The organism is Pseudomonas sp. PARCl1, assembly GCF_947311875.1.
Taxonomy (GTDB): Bacteria; Pseudomonadota; Gammaproteobacteria; order Pseudomonadales; family Pseudomonadaceae; genus Aquipseudomonas; species Aquipseudomonas juntendi.
The window spans coordinates 56,415-73,544 of record NZ_CAMZMX010000017.1 but is presented as its reverse complement, the minus strand read 5'-3'; the positions used below and the strand labels follow the sequence as shown (position 1 = coordinate 73,544).

General features: G+C 59.3%; 16 protein-coding genes. 14 read left to right on the top strand and 2 right to left on the bottom strand.

What is annotated here, in order from left to right; translation table 11 throughout:
- The first annotated feature begins 31 nt into the window (after positions 1-31).
- The 8 genes from rfbF (at position 32) to QME24_RS11990 (ending at position 9,458) form a co-directional block, all read left to right on the top strand.
- On the top strand, positions 32-805 hold the full coding sequence (rfbF, locus tag QME24_RS12025) for a glucose-1-phosphate cytidylyltransferase (RefSeq protein ID WP_280091469.1): 774 nt from the start codon (positions 32-34) through the stop codon (positions 803-805).
- Complete coding sequence (rfbG, locus tag QME24_RS12020) at positions 787-1,869, top strand: CDP-glucose 4,6-dehydratase (RefSeq protein ID WP_280091468.1); 1,083 nt, start codon at positions 787-789, stop codon at positions 1,867-1,869. Before rfbF ends, rfbG begins: the two co-directional genes overlap by 19 nt.
- The gene (locus tag QME24_RS12015) at positions 1,866-2,426 is read left to right on the top strand and encodes a dTDP-4-dehydrorhamnose 3,5-epimerase family protein (protein WP_280091467.1); all 561 of its coding nucleotides are present in this window, start codon (positions 1,866-1,868) and stop codon (positions 2,424-2,426) included. The genes rfbG and QME24_RS12015 overlap by 4 nt, the downstream gene beginning before the upstream one ends.
- The gene (locus tag QME24_RS12010; protein ID WP_280091466.1) at positions 2,423-3,649 is read left to right on the top strand and encodes a class I SAM-dependent methyltransferase; all 1,227 of its coding nucleotides are present in this window, start codon (positions 2,423-2,425) and stop codon (positions 3,647-3,649) included. The genes QME24_RS12015 and QME24_RS12010 overlap by 4 nt, the downstream gene beginning before the upstream one ends.
- Positions 3,646-4,524 (top strand): NAD(P)-dependent oxidoreductase, encoded by an 879-nt coding sequence (locus QME24_RS12005; protein ID WP_280091465.1) that lies wholly within the window; start codon positions 3,646-3,648, stop codon positions 4,522-4,524. The genes QME24_RS12010 and QME24_RS12005 overlap by 4 nt, the downstream gene beginning before the upstream one ends.
- Positions 4,525-4,558: 34 nt before the next feature.
- Positions 4,559-5,296 carry a cephalosporin hydroxylase family protein gene (locus tag QME24_RS12000; protein WP_280091464.1) on the top strand — a complete coding sequence of 246 codons (738 nt, stop codon included), beginning with the start codon at positions 4,559-4,561 and terminating at the stop codon, positions 5,294-5,296.
- Positions 5,297-5,320: 24 nt separating this feature from the next.
- Positions 5,321-8,251 (top strand): TIGR00180 family glycosyltransferase, encoded by a 2,931-nt coding sequence (locus QME24_RS11995; RefSeq protein ID WP_280091463.1) that lies wholly within the window; start codon positions 5,321-5,323, stop codon positions 8,249-8,251.
- A gap of 268 nt (positions 8,252-8,519) precedes the next feature.
- Entirely contained in the window at positions 8,520-9,458 is a 939-nt protein-coding gene (locus QME24_RS11990; protein WP_280091475.1) for a ketoacyl-ACP synthase III, read from the top strand.
- Between the two features lie 57 nt (positions 9,459-9,515).
- On the opposite strand, the gene QME24_RS11985 is transcribed toward QME24_RS11990, so the two are convergent.
- Together QME24_RS11985 and QME24_RS11980 are read right to left on the bottom strand one after the other, a co-directional pair.
- The gene (locus QME24_RS11985) at positions 9,516-10,238 is read right to left on the bottom strand and encodes a TylF/MycF/NovP-related O-methyltransferase (RefSeq protein ID WP_280091462.1); all 723 of its coding nucleotides are present in this window, start codon (positions 10,236-10,238) and stop codon (positions 9,516-9,518) included.
- Complete coding sequence (locus QME24_RS11980) at positions 10,235-11,101, bottom strand: hypothetical protein (protein WP_280091461.1); 867 nt, start codon at positions 11,099-11,101, stop codon at positions 10,235-10,237. Before QME24_RS11980 ends, QME24_RS11985 begins: the two co-directional genes overlap by 4 nt.
- 410 nt (positions 11,102-11,511) lie before the next feature.
- On the opposite strand from QME24_RS11980, the gene QME24_RS11975 reads away from it, so the two are divergent.
- The 6 genes from QME24_RS11975 (at position 11,512) to fleQ (ending at position 16,763) form a co-directional block, all read left to right on the top strand.
- Positions 11,512-12,354: a flagellin domain-containing protein gene (locus QME24_RS11975; protein ID WP_280091460.1), complete on the top strand. Its 843-nt coding sequence runs from the start codon at positions 11,512-11,514 to the stop codon at positions 12,352-12,354.
- A gap of 69 nt (positions 12,355-12,423) precedes the next feature.
- Positions 12,424-12,783: a flagellar protein FlaG gene (locus QME24_RS11970; RefSeq protein WP_280091459.1), complete on the top strand. Its 360-nt coding sequence runs from the start codon at positions 12,424-12,426 to the stop codon at positions 12,781-12,783.
- Positions 12,784-12,860: 77 nt separating this feature from the next.
- A complete protein-coding gene (gene fliD, locus QME24_RS11965) occupies positions 12,861-14,279 on the top strand; it encodes a flagellar filament capping protein FliD (RefSeq protein ID WP_280091458.1) in 1,419 nt (472 codons plus the stop codon).
- Between the two features lie 132 nt (positions 14,280-14,411).
- Positions 14,412-14,807 (top strand): flagellar export chaperone FliS, encoded by a 396-nt coding sequence (gene fliS, locus QME24_RS11960; RefSeq protein ID WP_280091457.1) that lies wholly within the window; start codon positions 14,412-14,414, stop codon positions 14,805-14,807.
- Positions 14,808-14,821: 14 nt separating this feature from the next.
- Positions 14,822-15,118, top strand: coding sequence for a flagellar protein FliT (fliT, locus tag QME24_RS11955; RefSeq protein ID WP_280091456.1), 297 nt, complete (start codon positions 14,822-14,824; stop codon positions 15,116-15,118).
- 169 nt (positions 15,119-15,287) lie between these two features.
- Positions 15,288-16,763 (top strand): transcriptional regulator FleQ, encoded by a 1,476-nt coding sequence (gene fleQ, locus QME24_RS11950; RefSeq protein WP_280091455.1) that lies wholly within the window; start codon positions 15,288-15,290, stop codon positions 16,761-16,763.
- Positions 16,764-17,130: the final 367 nt, after the last annotated feature.

Here is a 17,130-nt window from a genome sequence, read left to right as displayed (position 1 = left end):
GTCCTGGGGCGCGAAGCACATGAGGAAATCGATGAAGGCAGTCATTCTGGCGGGTGGGCTCGGCACGCGTATCAGCGAAGAGTCACACCTCAAGCCCAAACCGATGATCGAGATCGGTGGCAAGCCAATTCTTTGGCACATCATGAAGCAGTACTCGGCGCACGGCATCCACGACTTCGTGATCTGCCTCGGCTACAAGGGCTACGCGATCAAGGACTTCTTCGCCAACTACTTCCTGCATACCTCCGACGTCACATTCGACATGCGTGCCAACCGTATGGATGTGCACCAGAACTACAGCGAGCCATGGCGTGTGACGTTGGTGGACACTGGTGACGATACCATGACCGGTGGCCGCTTGCGTCGTGTTGCCAGATATCTGGAAGACGAGGAGTCGTTTTGCTTCACCTACGGTGATGGCGTCTCTGATCTGAACATCGGTGCGTTGGTCGACTTCCATCTCGGTCACGGCAAACTGGCCACTGTCACAGCGGTACAGCCACCAGGTCGATACGGAGCACTGGAGCGCGAGGGCGACCGGGTGCGAGGTTTCAGCGAGAAACCGCGCGGTGATGGAGGTTGGATCAATGGCGGTTTCTTCGTGCTCTCTCCCAAGGTCATCCCCTATATTGTCGGTGATGCGATGCCGTGGGAGGCCGAACCGTTGGCCACCCTGGCCCAGCAAGGCCAGCTGATGTCGTTCGAGCACGACGGCTTCTGGCACCCGATGGATACCTTGCGCGACAAGAACCACCTCGAGCAGTTGTGGAGCAGCGGGGAGGCACCATGGAAGCAGTGGGTCTGAGTCCCGCGTTCTGGGCCGGCAAGCGCGTCCTGGTCACTGGTCACACTGGTTTCAAGGGCAGTTGGCTGGTGCTCTGGCTGCAGAGCCTGGGCGCTCAGGTCACCGGTTTCGCCCTCGACTCATCGACCGAGCCGAACCTGTTCGATCTGGCACGGGTTGGCGAGGGCATCGATGATCGCCGTGGTGATGTGCGTGATCTCGGCGTTCTGCTGGAACTGGTCGCCGAAGTGCAGCCGGAAATTGTCTTGCACCTGGCAGCCCAGCCGCTGGTACGTGAAGGGTACCGCGACCCGTTGGGCACCTATTCGAGCAATGTCATGGGGACCCTCAATCTGCTAGAGGCCGTGCGGCAGGTAGGCGGCGTGCGCGCCTGCGTGGTGGTCACCACCGACAAGGTCTACGCCAACCAGGAGTGGGTCTGGTCCTACCGCGAGAACGAAGCGCTCGGCGGCCATGATCCGTACAGCAGCAGCAAGGCTTGCTGCGAGATTCTTGCGCAGTCCTACGCGGCGTCATTCTTCCCGGCCGAGCGGTACGCCGAGCATGGCCTGAGCCTGGCTACCGCACGCGCCGGCAATGTGCTGGGCGGAGGAGACTTCTCGCCCGAACGGCTGATCCCCGACGTGCTCAAGGCGTGGTCTGCTGACGAGCCGGTGACGCTGCGTTTTCCCCAGGCGGTGCGCCCTTGGCAGCATGCCCTGGAGCCGCTGGCCGGATACCTGCTGCTGGCCGCCAGCCTATACGAGCAGGGCCAGCGCTATGCCGGTGCATGGAACTTCGGACCGGATGACGACGACATGCGCAGCGTCGGTGAGGTGGTCCAATTGCTGGCTAGGCAGTGGCCTCAGGCCCCAGGGGTCAACGTCGAGAAGAGCGACCTGCACGAAGCCGGGCTGCTACGCCTGGACAGCTCTCGGGCCCGCCAGCTGCTTGGCTGGCGCCCACGCTGGACGCTCAACGAATGCCTGGAGCGAACCCTGGGCTGGCACCTGGCCTGGCGTAAGGGCATGGACATGCGTGCAGTCTGTCTGACCCAGTTGAGCTTGTATCAGGAGTCGCTGTGAGCGAGTACACCTTGCACCCCTTGCCATTGCAGGGCCTCGCCCGCGTCGAACATCGCCGCCATGAGGATGCCCGTGGTGCATTCTCGCGGCTTTACTGCGAAGGAAGTCTGGAGCGTTTCGGCGCGCCGTTTCACATCCGCCAGATCAACCGCTCGCTGACTCGCGGGCGCGGTAGCGTGCGCGGTTTGCATTATCAGGTCGGGCCGCAGCCGGAGAGCAAGTACATCACCTGCCTGCAGGGTGAAGTGTGGGACGTGGTGGTTGACCTGCGTGCCGATTCGCCGACCTTCCTGCAATGGCATGCCGAGCACCTCAAGGCCGGTGAGGGCAACAGCTTGCTGGTACCGGCCGGTTTCGCCCACGGTTTCCAGGCGCTGAGCGACGATGCCGAGCTGCTTTACCTGCACAGCGCCGACTATGCCCCGGAACACGAGGGTGGTCTGTCGGTGCTTGACCCGCGCCTGGCCATCGCCTGGCCGTTGCCCGTGATCAACCTCTCGGCCCGGGATGAAATGCATCCTTGGCTGGACAGCCGCTTTACTGGAGTGACCGTATGAATTGCCGTGGTTGTGGCAGCGCCCTGCACCTGCCGTTGATCGATCTGGGCACAGCGCCGCCTTCCAACGCCTACCTACGTGCCGAGCAACTGGCCGGGGCTGAACAGTGGGTACCGTTGAGGGTTTCAGTGTGCGAGCAATGCTGGCTGGTACAGACCGAAGATTATACCCGCGCCGAGCAGCTGTTCGATGCGGACTATGCCTACTTCAGTTCCTATTCCAGTTCCTGGCTGGGCCATGCCGAAGCCTATGTGGCGAGCATGGCCGAGCGCTTCGCGCTGAGCGCCGACAGCCGTGTGGTGGAGATCGCTGCCAACGATGGCTACTTGTTGCAGTACGTCGCCCGGCGCGGTATTCCCTGCCTGGGGGTCGAGCCGACCCGCAGCACTGCCGATGCCGCGCGTGCCAAAGGGCTGGAGATCCGCGAAGTGTTCTTCGGTCGCGACGTGGCCACGCAACTGGTGGCCGAAGGCTGGAGTGCCGACCTGATGGCGGCCAACAACGTGCTCGCCCATGTGCCGGACATCAATGATTTCCTCGGTGGTTTCGCCACCTTGCTCAAGCCGGCCGGCGCGGCCACGTTCGAATTCCCGCACTTGCTGTCGCTGATCGCTGAGCACCAGTTCGACACGCTTTATCACGAGCACTATTCCTATTTGTCACTGACGGCGGTGCAGATCCTCTGCCAGCGCAACGGCCTGGAAATATTCGACGTGCAGGAACTGCCGACCCACGGTGGTTCACTGCGGGTGTTCGTGCAACGCACTGATGGTCAGCGCCGTACGGTGGAGCTGGCCGTCGCCGACCTGCTGGCGCTGGAAAACGACGTGGGCGTGCGTAGCGCTGGCTTCTACGGCACCTTGGCGCCTGCCGCCGAGCGTATCAAGCTGCAACTGCTGCGTTTCCTGCTCGACGCCAAGGCTGCCGGCAAGCGTGTGGTCGGTTACGGTGCTGCCGCCAAGGGCAACACCTTGCTCAACTACGCCGGGGTCAAGGCTGACCTGTTGGCCTGGGTGGCCGATGCCAGCCCACACAAGCAGGGCAAGTTCCTGCCTGGTAGCCGCATTCCGATAATGGCGCCCGAGCGCCTGGCCGAGGAACAGCCAGACTATGTGCTGGTGCTACCGTGGAATCTGCTGCATGAAGTCAGCGAGCAACAGGCTGGCATCCGCGAGTGGGGCGGGCAGTTCGTCATCGCCGTCCCCGAGTTGACCGTGCTATGACCGCGTTGCATGTACTGGTAACCGGCGCCACCGGTTTCGTTGGCCGCCATCTGGTGGCCGAACTGCTGGCCCGCGGTTGTCGCGTGCGCGCCTTGGCGCGTGACGTCGAGCGCGCACGGGGCATGGCGTGGTTCGACAAAGTGGAGTTCGTTGCCGGTGACCTGCAGTTGGCCGACGCCGCAGCGGTGGCCAGTTGGGTTGATGGTATCGACGCCCTTGCACACCTGGCCTGGCCGGGGCTGCCCAACTACCAGGCGCTGTTCCATCTGGAGCAGAACCTGATGGCCGACTACCGCTTCATCAAGCACGCGGTCGAGGCTGGTGTACGACAGGTGCTGGTCACCGGCACCTGCTTCGAGTACGGGATGCAGAGCGGCCCGCTGGACGAACAGTGTCCGGCGCGCCCGACCAACCCCTATGGCTTGGCCAAGCACAGCCTGCACCAGTTCCTTCAGGCATTGCAGTTGCATCAGCCATTCACTCTGCAATGGGCGCGACTGTTTTACCTGTACGGCCAGGGGCAGAACCCCAACAGCCTGCTGGCAGGGCTCGATCGAGCCATTGATAGCGGCGAGGCATCGTTCGCCATGTCCGGTGGCGAGCAGTTGCGCGACTTTCAGCCGATTACCGATGCTGCCCGCCAGTTGGCTGGCGTGTTGCACTGTCGCGAATTCTCAGGGGTGGTCAATTGCGCCAGTGGTCAGCCGGTTGCTGTGCGCAGTCTGGTCGAACAGCGTCTGCGTGAGCGAGGTGCCAGTCTGAGCCTGAATCTTGGTTATTACCCTTATCCAACCCATGAGCCGATGGCGTTCTGGGCGGTGACCGATCATTTGCAGCGCATGCTGCAATCCACTATCGAGCCCTTGCACCGCTGACGCTGCCGGGCCAACACTTTTCAAGAGGCTGCAAATGAGCGACAAAACGCCACTACAGGTATTTGCCGAAGAATGCCAGGCCGAGATCCGTGCCCAAGGCAGCGATGCGGCGCTGGGCGAACTGGCCCAGGTCTTCTACAACGAATCGGCCAAGCACAAATACACCTACCACTTCAGCTGGATGGGCCGCCCGATCATCCAACTGCCCCAGGACATGGTTGCCATGCAGGAGCTGATCTGGAAGCTCAAGCCTGACTTGATCATCGAATGTGGTATCGCTCATGGCGGCTCGATCATCTATTACGCGTCGATGATGGAGTTGGTGGGGCATGGTGAGGTCCTTGGCATCGATCGCGATATCCGCCCACATAACCGCGAAGCCATCGAAAGTCACCCAATGTTCAAGCGTATCAGCATGATCGAAGGCTCCAGCATCGATCCGGCCGTTGTCGAGCGGGTGTGGATGCTGGCCGAGGGCAAGAAGGTCATCGTCGTGCTCGATTCCAACCACACCCACGACCACGTGCTGGCCGAACTGCGCGCCTATGCGCCGTTGGTGTCGCAAGACTGCTACTGCGTGGTGATGGATACGGTGGTCGAAGACATGCCTGCCGATGCCTTCCCTGATCGGCCATGGGGTGTTGGCGACAACCCGCGCACTGCCGTGTGGGCCTACCTGAAGGAAACCGAGGACTTCGTCATCGATGCCGAAATCCACGACAAGCTGCTGATCACCGTGGCGCGTGATGGCTACCTGCGCCGAGTGCGCTGAACCAACCAACAGGCAGAAACAGATATGCAAGCACATGTACAGCACCGGGGCGACGCATCGCTCAAGGATCGCCTCACATTGGTGTTGCTTACCCACGATCGCCCAGACTTTCTGCGCCGGGCCTTGTGCTACTACCGCAACTACCCTGCCAGCATCCTGGTGCTGGATTCATCGCTGAAGGCTGACGATGAAATTGCTCGCGATTACCCTGATGTCGATTACCGCCATCTACCGCAGTTTTCTTACACTGCATTGTTGGAAAAGCTGGCTTTCGGGGTCAAGCAGGTCGTCACGCCGTTCATGCTCTTCATTGCGGTCGATGACTTTCTGCTGCATGACAGCATAACCCGCTCAGTGGAATTCCTTGAGCAGCACCCCGATTACGGTCTTTGCCATGGTTACGGGATGATGTATGTACCCGGTGGCGCGCAGGTCGAGTACTACAAACGTGATAATCGGGTGCAGGAAGACTACTGTTCGCAAGATCCAGAGCAGCGCTTGCTGGAGTTCATGGGCCAGTTCCTCCCACCTTTTTACGCCGTGACTCGCACTGACCTGTTGCAGCAGTGGTATGAGCTGCTGCCGTTGGGCACTAGCTTCGAATGGCAGGAAATCGGCCACGCTTTCTACCTGCTGGCCAATGCTAAGGCTCGAATTCTGCCGATTCCCTTTGCGGTTCGAGAGGGCAACTATGGCGGTTCGGAGCATGGCACCAACGTACTCACGGTGCTTGCCTTGCAGGACGAGAAGTCACGCCAGGGGCGTGAAGCCTTTGCAGAGTTTCTTGCATCGATTCCTACCGAGCTGAGCAGCAGGGGCGCCGCTGCAGTCAAGCAGATCGCCCTCGAAAGCTTCAAGAGCATGGCCGACGGGTTGCTGACGGGGCGTGCGCTACAAGCTTGCCCAATTGTTCGCTCCGAATGGCAGCGGCCGATGTACGAACCTAAACGAATCTTTGGCGAGCAGCAGTTCGTGGAACTTCCGTTCTACAACAAGGCGTTCTTCGACTTGCTGACCGAGATCGAATTCCATATTCATGCCATGCCGGCCGGGCGTCATCAGCTCACCGAACTGGAATCGATCCTGCAAAGGCAATGGCGCTTGCTCCAGGCGCGTGCCAGTGATGATGCCACTGCCCTGCGAGCTCGCCTCTGGGAGGCGCTTGTCATCAGTCCGTTCAACCGGACGGTGGTCGAACGCCTGTTGATGCAACTGGAGCAGGACGACCAAACCCAGGCCGAAGCGGAGCAGTTACGTGACTGGTTGTGCCGGTTGGAGTCGCTTCCTTGCTTCGACAGCGAGATGTTGTTAAGCAGTATGTCTTCGGGGCGTCTGCTTAACTGGCTCAAGGCTCGTGAGCCAGGCGACGGGTTGGTACGCCAGGCTGCCAAGCGTCTGGACAAGCATCACGGCGGTCCGAGCTTTGGCATTCTCTTGCTCGATCTGCAAGCCGACATCGTCAAGCTCCAGGCTACCTTCGACAGTCTCATGAACGGCCACTCGCGTGCCTTCAAGGTGGTTGTGTTGACCGCCGGAGAGCTGCCGTCGGTGACCAAGCCGCAGCAGACTGTGCATTTCATCAAGGTTACCGAGCAGGACCATGTCCAGCGCATGAACGAGGCGGCCAGGCAACTGAGCACTGACTGGATCATGCTGGCCGAAAGTGGTGATCAATTCACTGCCGGCGGCCTGATGCGTGCCGGGCTCGAGTTGCTAGGCGTCGAAGGGGTGCGCGCCGTGGCGATGGACGAATTGCAGGAGCAGGCCAACGGCTTGCTGAGCGATGTCATGCGTCCAGGCATCAACTTGGATCTGCTGCAGAGCGTGCCTGGACTGATGGCACGGCACTGGCTGGTGCGTCGCGACCTGTGGTTGGAGGCAGGTGGGTTCGACGCACGTTACCCGCAGGCGCTGGAGTTCGACCTGTTACTGCGCTTGATCGGCAAAGGAGGCATGGCGGGCCTTGCCCACCTGGCGGAACCACTGTTGCTCTGCGCTGCGCCTGACAATAGCCGGCACGATCAAGAGCGTGCCGTGCTGGTACAGCATGTGGCCCAGCGGGGGTATGCGGTGTCGGTCGGGTCGGTCCGTCCGGGAACGTTGGCCGTTGACTATCGGCATGAGGCGCGGCCGATGGTTTCGATCATCGTGCACTGCCAGGACAACTTCACAGCGTTGCAAGCGTGCCTACTCAGCGTGTTGCAGCGCACTCGCTATCAGCAGCATGAAATTCTCGTTGCTGACAATGCCAGCCAGTCGCCCGAGCTGTGCGATTGGCTGGCTAGCTTGCAGGTAGCAGGGAACCGGTTGCGGGTGGTCCGTAGCGAGCGGGCCCTGGCGCCTGTTGCGATGCTCAATCTGGCCATTCAGCAGGCTCAGGGCGAGTATCTGGTGCTGTTCGACAGCGAGCTCGAGGTGCTTAACGCCAACTGGCTGGAAGGTATGCTCAATCACGCCCAGCGTCCGGAAGTGGGTGTAGTGGGTGGCAAGTTGCTGAACCCCGAGGGGCGGGTGGTCGAGGCTGGGCTTGTGCTGACAGGGCAGGCGGGTGTACGTGCCGCGTTCGTCGGTGAATCCAGGGATGCGCTTGGTTACATGCAGCGCCTTCAAGTGGAACACGGTGTTTCGGCGGTGTCGGGTTGTATCATGCTACGTGCGGAACTGTTGCACGCTGTCGGTGGGCTCGAAGAGCAGTCACCGAATCTGCGCGCCGCGCACGTCGACCTGTGCCTGCAAGCGGTGGCGGCGGGCCTGTTGATAGTGTGGACACCACAGGCCCAGGCGGTACGGCATGCTCTGGTGAGCGACGATGCGATGGCCTGCCCGCACATGCGTGAGCGCTGGGCGCACGCATTGGCTCAGGACGCTTGCTATAACGCAAACCATAGTCTGGACGGCAATCTGTTCAGCGTTGATCTGGATGGCCGGGTCGACTGGCAGGCGTTGATCGCCTGACATCTGTTGCGGAACTACGCCGAGCCATGACCGCCTCGCGGCGGTTATGGCTTTTTTGGGGGGGGGCGCTGCCGCACCGGTTTGTCGATTCGACAAAAAAAGCGTGACTTGAGAGTCAGAACGCGCATCTTCACTGTATATTGTCGAAACCGGGAACCGCCGCGCCGCTCCGAACAAATTGTCAGGGATCGGAAACCACCGCATCGCCTGGCGTTTTGCCGTTTGGTTCCGTGGCGGGTATTTCGCTGTTATTGAATTGGGACGCCATATGATTGGCATTAAAAGCATCGCCAGTTACGTGCCGACTGAAGGCGTGGACAACTACGCCCAGGGCGCGAAATTCGGCAAGGACCAGGATTTTATCTTCGGCAAGATCGGTTCGACCTTTTTGCCACGCAAGGATGCTGCCCAGGAAACGTCCGACCTCTGTGTAGAGGCCGCGAAAAACCTGTTCGCTGTCAATCCATCCCTGGACCCGGCATCCATCGATGTGGTGATCGTGGTCACTCAGAACGGTGATGCCGAAGGTTTGCCGCATACGGCGGCGATCGTCCAGCACAAGCTCGGCCTGTCGACAGCGGTTGCCGCCTTTGACATGTCGCTGGGCTGCTCGGGTTACGTCTACGGCCTTTATGCGATGAAAGGCTTCATGGAGGCCGCAGGCCTGAGAAACGGCTTGTTGATCACCGCCGACCCCTATTCGAAAATCGTCGACCCCGAAGATCGCAATACCACCATGTTGTTCGGTGATGCCGCCACGGCCACTTGGATGGGTGAGGGTGCCGCCTGGCAGTTGGGCAGGTCGTTGTTCGGCAGCGACGGTGCCGGTGCCGAGCACCTACGTACCACCGACGGCAAGTTCTTCATGAATGGTCGCCAGGTCTACAACTTCGCCTTGGTCAAGGTGCCTGCACACCTGCAGCAGTTGCTCGAAGCCAGCAAGTTGCAGGCTGACGATATCGATCTGTACTGCTTGCATCAGGGGAGCGCCGCGATCGTCGACGCGGTGTCGTCGCGCTTTGTCGAAGGCGAATATAAGCAGAAGTTCGTCAAGGATATGGTGGAAACCGGCAACACGGTGTCGTCAAGCATTCCACTGCTGCTCGAAAAGCACGTGCTCGGTTCGCAGCACAGGCGCGTGGCGCTCAGCGGCTTTGGTGTGGGGCTGTCTTGGGGGTCGGCGATCCTCGAAAGGGCGCCTGAGTAAGATCGTGCCGATAGATCGTCCGATGCCACTGCAAGGCATCGGACGATTGTTGCGGTATCAGACGCGGAAATAGCCCACGGTCGAATCGAACGGGAGACGCTTGAGTTCGATTTTGTTCAGATCCAACACGTCGCGCAATGCGGCGGTCTCGCCGGGGAAGTTTCGGTAGGCGACTTCGTCGAGTACTACGATCGCACCTTTTGGCATGTAAGGCAGGAAGGTTTCCAGGGCCACTTTGGTCGAAGCATACAGGTCGGTGTCAAGAATCAGCATCGCCACCACGAGGTCGGGGCGGGTCTTGACGAAAGCAGGTACGGTCTCGAGGATGTCGCCTTTGACGATCTCGCAGCGCGGAATGCGATTGACCGGGCGCACCAGGTCATTGGTGTCGATCATTTCCTGAAGAATCGAGTCATCGGTGTCGGAGAACATCGTTTCGTTGATGTCCGTCGGATCATTCTCTTTGTCGATGCTGGCAAATCCTTGGAAAGTATCGAAACCAATGATCGAGCGATTGATTGCATACGGTTCCAGAATCATCGACAGGTGCATGTAGAGCATCAGTGAGTTGCCCTTGTAAACGCCGCATTCGACGATTGCGCCTGGCACGTCCTGCACCATCTTGAACAGCTCCATGCGCGATAGCGCGGCTGTCACGGTGATTCGGTTGGCAAACACGAACGGTGCATCGGCAACGTACTGCGCGTCTACCTTGCTCAGCACGGTGGCGCGTTTTTCGTTGTACTCAACTTCCGCAGCAGTCAGGCGGCGCTTTGTCATGGGTTGACTCCCTGGAATCTGGAAAAATCTTTGGCGTGGAAAAGGTCTTTAAAACCGGCGTGGGCGTCGACGCAGCCATTGTCTACGTTGGGTGCGCCGCGCTTGTTGATCAGATCTTGCAAGTGAATCAGGCGGAAATCGACACTGAAACGCACTTGATCGGTGGTGTTGGCTACGGTGCCATGCAAGTGGGAGCCACTGAAGATCAGCATCTCGCCGCTGTTGCCGGCAATGCGCAGCTCCGAGCGGTCATCAATTTCTTCCAAGGGAACCGGGTGAACGCGGTTTTCCTGTGTGATGTTTTCCTTGGCTTTGAAGCGTTGTTCGGTGATCCAGTGCTCCAAGCTCCAGCCGTCGGATGAGTTTTTCACCGGGCGGTTGAAGTAGGCAGGGTTGATCATCATGGTTTGCTCGGGCTTGAGCGAGTACAGCGGCATCCAGGTATTGATCTGGCAGTCGACATTGCCGTACCAAGTGTCCCGGTGGGGTTTGTAGGCATAACTGACGCCTGCATGCAGGTAATCGTAATGTGGCACTACCCGTACGCGTGGCACATCGAACAAGTATTCGCCCGGATCGGCGCCGATTTCCAGAATGAACGCCTGGATCAGCGCCTTGGCTTCTCCACCATTGGTGAAATGGCGTTTGAGGGCGGTTACTCGGTCAACGAAGCTTTCCACCGGCATCATTTTATGCAGCGATTGGTGATCGGTTTCTCCATCGAACGCTTGAGTGATAGAGGTCCGGGCAAGGGCGCATAGGTCGTATGCACTGCGCAGGGATGTGTCGAGAAAAATGTCGCCCTGGTAAATGTCGTCTCGCAGCGCCGGCCTGTTCTTCGTCTGGTTTATGTATAAATTCATGCCTGATCAGCTCTTGGAGGGTTCCAGAAGGTATCGAACCTTTGTTGCACGGCTCTATTCGGGTTCTGGCTGCCAGGCGCGGGCTTTCGCGTGCTGACAACGGAGAGTGAAAATGGGATCGGCCGCGTGACGGGCAACTTTAGAGTATGTTGACCATTTTCACTGGAGGCGGAGTGAGGCATCAATGGTCACGGCTGATGCCGCCTTTGAGGTGGTGCTCCATGCGTGCGAATTTTTTTGGCGTCAACTTATTGATTTTCTTGGGCTGGCAGGTGGCTAGTAATTTTTTTTAAAAAAAACCTCAAGCAACACGCCCTGACGACGATAACCATGACGAAGGTTCTCTGTGCCACACCCGGCGAATTGCCAAGGCCGGAAGCCGTAGTACCCAATCCAACGAGGAATTCGTCATGGCTTTGACCGTTAACACCAACACCACCTCTCTGGGTGTTCAGAAAAACCTGAACCGTGCTACCGATGCACTGAGCACCTCGATGACCCGTCTGTCTTCCGGCCTGAAAATCAACAGCGCCAAGGACGACGCCGCCGGCCTGCAAATTGCCACTCGTATGACCTCGCAGATTCGCGGTCAGACCATGGCTATCAAGAACGCCAACGACGGTATCTCCATCGCCCAGACCGCTGAAGGTGCGATGCAAGAGCAGACCAACATCCTGCAGCGTATGCGTGAACTGGCCATCCAGGCCAACAATGCTTCGAACAGCGAAAAGGACCGCGATGCTCTGAACACTGAGTTCGCCTCGATGTCCGACGAGCTGACTCGTATCGCCAACAGCACCCAGCTGAACGGCAAGAACCTGCTCAACACCACTGCCACCTTGAGCTTCCAGGTTGGTTCCAACACCGGTACTGAAAACCAGATCTCCATCAAGCTGGCTAACCTGACTGCTTCCGCCCTGGGTGTTAACTCGGGTGCTATTGCGATTTCTGGTGCTGACAGCGCCATCAGCGCTAACTTCAGCGCTGCTGTGAACGCGATCGACTCCGCTCTGCAGACCATCAACAGCACCCGTGCTGACCTGGGTGCTGCCCAGAACCGTCTGACCAGCACCATCAACAACCTGCAAAACATCAACGAGAACGCCGAAGCCGCGCGTGGCCGTGTACAGGACACCGACTTCGCTGCTGAAACTGCCCAGCTGACCAAGCAGCAGACCCTGCAGCAAGCTTCGACCTCGGTTCTGGCCCAGGCCAACCAGCTGCCATCGGCAGTGCTGAAGCTGCTGGGCTAATCTGCCTAGTTGCTGGCGGGGAAGTGCCCTTGCGGTGCTTCCCCGCCTTTTCATTGCGAGGTGGTGGACATGGACATGAGCGTCAAGCTGAACCTGTCTTATCCGGCCGCACGTCCGGCCGAGCAGGTTGCCGAAAAACCGGTTGCCCGGTCGACGGAACAAGTAAAGCTCGAAGACGACAAAAAAGACCTTTACGCGGTGCAGGATGCCGATAAGGTCAAGAGTGCCGTCTCGGAGATCGAAAAATTCCTGAAGGCGTCCCAGCGCAACCTGGAATTTTCCACGGATGAAGAATCCGGCAAGATCGTTGTCAAAGTCATCGCTACCGACAGCGGTGAGTTGATTCGCCAGTTGCCCTCCGAGGAGGCCTTGCGGATTGCTCACAGTCTGAGCGATGTCAACAGTGTTCTGTTCAACGCCAAGGTATGATTGGCGGGGAACATCAATGAAGTGATGCATGTCTGTCCCGCAGGAGTGGGCTGACGGTTAACGAGAGGGAGAACAGCATGGCAAGCCCAATCGCCTCCAGTACTGGCCTAGGGTCCGGTCTGGACATCGGTTCGATCGTCAAGGTCCTGGTCCAGTCCGACACTGCCGCCAAACAGGCGCAGATTACCCGGCAGACCAGTAACAACAGTGCGATGATCTCCGGCATCGGCTCGCTGCGTAGTGCCCTTACGGCCTTCCAGGCCGCCATGACCAAGCTCAACGACAAGACCGCGCCATCGTTCAATGCCTACGCTGCTACTTCGGCCAATGACAAAGTCGTTAAGGTCACCTCGGGCAACACCGCGGTTGCCGGTAGTTACGACATCCAAGTGACAAAGCTGGCAACAGGCTCGAAGGTGGCCAGCCAGGCGTTTTCCGAAGGCGCCTCCAAAGCGGTCGCCGCGGGAACCCTGACGATCGAGCAAGGCGATCTCGCGGACGGCGGCAAGGCCTACACGATCGAGGTCGGTGCTGGCGCCACGCTGCAGAGCGTGCGCGACCAGATCAACAAGGAAATGAGTGCCAACGGCATCAGTGCCAACATCATTACGGATGAGGGTGGCGCTCGTCTGGTGTTGACGTCTTCAACGACTGGCAAGGGCAATGATCTCTCCTTGAAGGGAGATGTCGGTCAGACTGAGCTGGATATTGTCGGCACCCAGAAGATGGTAGGGACGGGTGCAGGTTATATCACCGATAAAGCCCAGGACGCCGAGTTGACGATCGATGGCCTGAAGATTACCAGTGCCACCAATACCATCAATGATGCAATCAGTGGTTTGAGCCTGGAGTTGGTCGGCGAGAGCACGGCAGCAACCAAAGTCACCGTAGCAGCCAACAATGATGGCTTGAAGACCTCCATCCAAAGTTTTGTCGATGCCTACAACGCGCTGCAGAAGGCTATTACGTCGCTGACTTCGACCAGTCGTGATGACGATGACAACCTGGTGCTGGGGCCGCTGACCAACGACCCTACCACCCGCTCGCTGTTGGGTGATATTCGCAAGGTGCTTTCCGAAGTGGGAGCAGGCGATCAGCTGACCACTCTGAGTCAGTTGGGTATCAACACACAAAAAGACGGCACTCTGGAGTTCAACAGCACCAAATTCGCCGCAGCGATGAATGACAAGAAGTTGGGAGCGGAAGTGCAGGAGTTGTTCACCGGCACGAATGGCATTTTCGAGCGGATGAACAAGGCCATTGACCCGTACAATGCCACTGATGGTAGTTTAGCTAGCCGTAATAGCGCATTGAACAACGTTGCCAAGAACTTGAGTGAGCAGCAGGCTGCCCTCGATCGGCGCACCGACTCGTTGACCGAATCACTGACCAAGAAATACGTGGCCTTGGACGCTGCCCTAGGCAAGATGAAAGCCCAGGCCGACCAGATCACGTCGATCTTCGAGGCGATCAACGCCCAGGCCAAGAAGTCCTGATTAGTTGAATCTGCCAAAAGCCCTGCGGCTTCCACTGGATGCCCCGGGCTTTTGGCTTTTCCCTAAAGTTTTTTGGCGTAGCGGCGATACACAGGGTATACGCAACCTTTTCCGCAGCAACGAGGTAGATCCATGAACCCGATGTTGGCCCTTCGTCAGTACCAGAAAGTCAACGGTGTGGCGCAGACGTCCGAAGCCAGTCCCCATCGCCTGGTGCAGATGCTCATGCAGGGCGGCCTTGATCGCATGGCACAGGCCAAGGGGGCGATCGCGCGCAATGATATCGCCCAGAAGGGCATTCTCATCGGCAAGGCCATCGACATCATCGGCGGCCTGCGCGAAGGCCTGGATCTGGAAAATCACGCCGACACCCTGGCCGACTTGGATAACCTGTACACCTACATGAGCCGTCGCTTGATCGAAGCGAACGTCAAAAATGACCCGGAGATCATCGACGAAGTGGCACGCCTACTGATCACCATCAAGGAAGGTTGGGACGCGATCGGCGACCAGTCGACGGCTTCCTGAGCCAGGAGAATGACATGAGCGAGGTTATCGCCCGTATCGAGCACACCCGAGAAGCCTTGCTGGCGGCGCTGGCCGATCGCGACTGGGGTGCAGTTGGCGAACTCGACCTGGAATGCCGGCTTTGTGTCGACGATGTGCTCGCCGAGGCCCGTGAAAACGAAGCGGAAGTTCGTAGCAGTCTGGAGCAGTTGATGGCGGTCTATCGGCAGCTAATCGACGTTGCAAGTGGCGAGCGTCAATCCTTGGTCGATGAAATGACGAAAATCCGTCAGGCGAAAAACGCCACAAAGGTATACCATTTGTTCAGCTGACGCTGAGCGAAATAGCAAGGCGCGGCGCCATAAATTTGACTGCCTTGAAGTTTTTGACTTTACTAGCAGCTGTTTTCGAATTTCTGACGTCCAAACACTGACCATTTCAGTCGGAATGATGTCGAGCACGCCCACGAGGCGCCGATATGACTAGGGAAGTTGCTATTGCATGTGGCGTGAAACCAAGATCCTGCTGATCGACGACGACAGCGCGCGCCGCCGCGACCTGGCGGTGGTGCTGAACTTTCTCGGCGAAGAAAACCTGGCATGCTCCAGCCATGACTGGCAGCAGGCGGTCGAGCCGTTGTCCTCGAGTCGCGAAGTGCTGTGCGTGCTCATCGGCACCGTGAACGCTCCGGGCAATCTTCCTGGGCTACTTAAGACAGTGGCTGCCTGGGATGAGTTCCTTCCTGTTCTACTTTTAGGTGAAATTTCTTCTGCAGACCTGTCGGAGGAGCTTCGCCGCCGCGTCCTTTCCAACCTGGAAATGCCGCCAAGCTACAGCCAGCTGCTCGATTCGCTGCACCGTGCCCAGGTCTATCGCGAGATGTACGACCAGGCGCGTGAGCGCGGCCGCCAGCGCGAACCCAACTTGTTCCGCAGCCTGGTCGGCACCAGTCGTGCCATCCAGCACGTGCGGCAGATGATGCAGCAGGTGGCCGATACCGACGCCAGTGTGCTGATCCTGGGAGAGTCAGGCACCGGCAAAGAGGTGGTCGCGCGCAACCTGCACTACCACTCCAAGCGCCGCGAAGCGCCGTTCGTGCCGGTCAACTGCGGCGCGATCCCTGCCGAGTTGCTGGAAAGCGAGCTGTTCGGCCACGAGAAGGGCGCCTTCACCGGGGCGATCACCAGCCGTGCCGGGCGTTTCGAGCTGGCCAACGGCGGCACCCTGTTCCTCGACGAAATCGGCGACATGCCGTTGCCGATGCAGGTCAAGCTGCTGCGCGTGCTGCAGGAGCGCACCTTCGAGCGCGTGGGCAGCAACAAGACCCAGAGCATCGATGTGCGCATCATCGCCGCTACGCACAAGAACCTCGAGAACATGATCGAGGACGGCACCTTCCGCGAAGACCTGTACTACCGGCTGAACGTGTTCCCCATCGAGATGGCGCCGCTGCGCGAGCGGGTGGAAGACATTCCGCTGCTGATGAACGAGCTGATCTCGCGCATGGAGCACGAGAAACGCGGTTCCATTCGCTTCAACTCCGCTTCGATCATGTCGTTGTGCCGGCACGGCTGGCCGGGCAACGTGCGTGAGCTGGCCAACCTGGTCGAGCGCATGGCGATCATGCACCCGTACGGGGTGATTGGCGTGTCCGAGCTGCCGAAGAAGTTTCGTTACGTCGATGACGAAGACGAGCAGATGGTCGATAGCCTGCGCACCGACCTGGAAGAGCGTGTGGCGATCAATGGCAATACGCCGAATTTCGGCAGTCATGCGATGCTGCCGCCTGAAGGCCTGGACCTGAAGGACTACCTGGGTAGCCTGGAGCAGGGCCTGATCCAGCAGGCGCTGGACGATGCCAACGGTATCGTTGCGCGCGCGGCTGAACGTTTGCGTATTCGTCGCACCACGTTGGTGGAGAAGATGCGCAAGTACGGCATGAGCCGCCAGGGGGGCGAGGAGCAGGCGGAGGATTGATGGGGGCGTCGGGGTGTTCACCTCGACCTTTCTAGTGCCTGTTAGATCGAGCGCCGCCCGCGCGGCGCATCGCGAGCTGGCGCTCGCTCCTACGTTTGTTTCGGGCCAGTGAGGCCTGTGACAGGCGCGCGCGACCGCCTTGTTCGTACGACGCGATATTGAGCCATGCGCCAAGGCATTCGCGCGCAAATCCCCCAGGAATAATTGGCCCGAAACAAACGTAGGAGCGAGCGCCAGCTCGCGATGCGCCGCGCGGGCGGCGCTCGATTTGCGCCCCCGCCATAAATCTCAAGCCAAGCGTTATGCCCCCATCCCCGGCACGGCTATTGCTACACCGCTGGCACCACACCGTTTTTATGACGGTCAG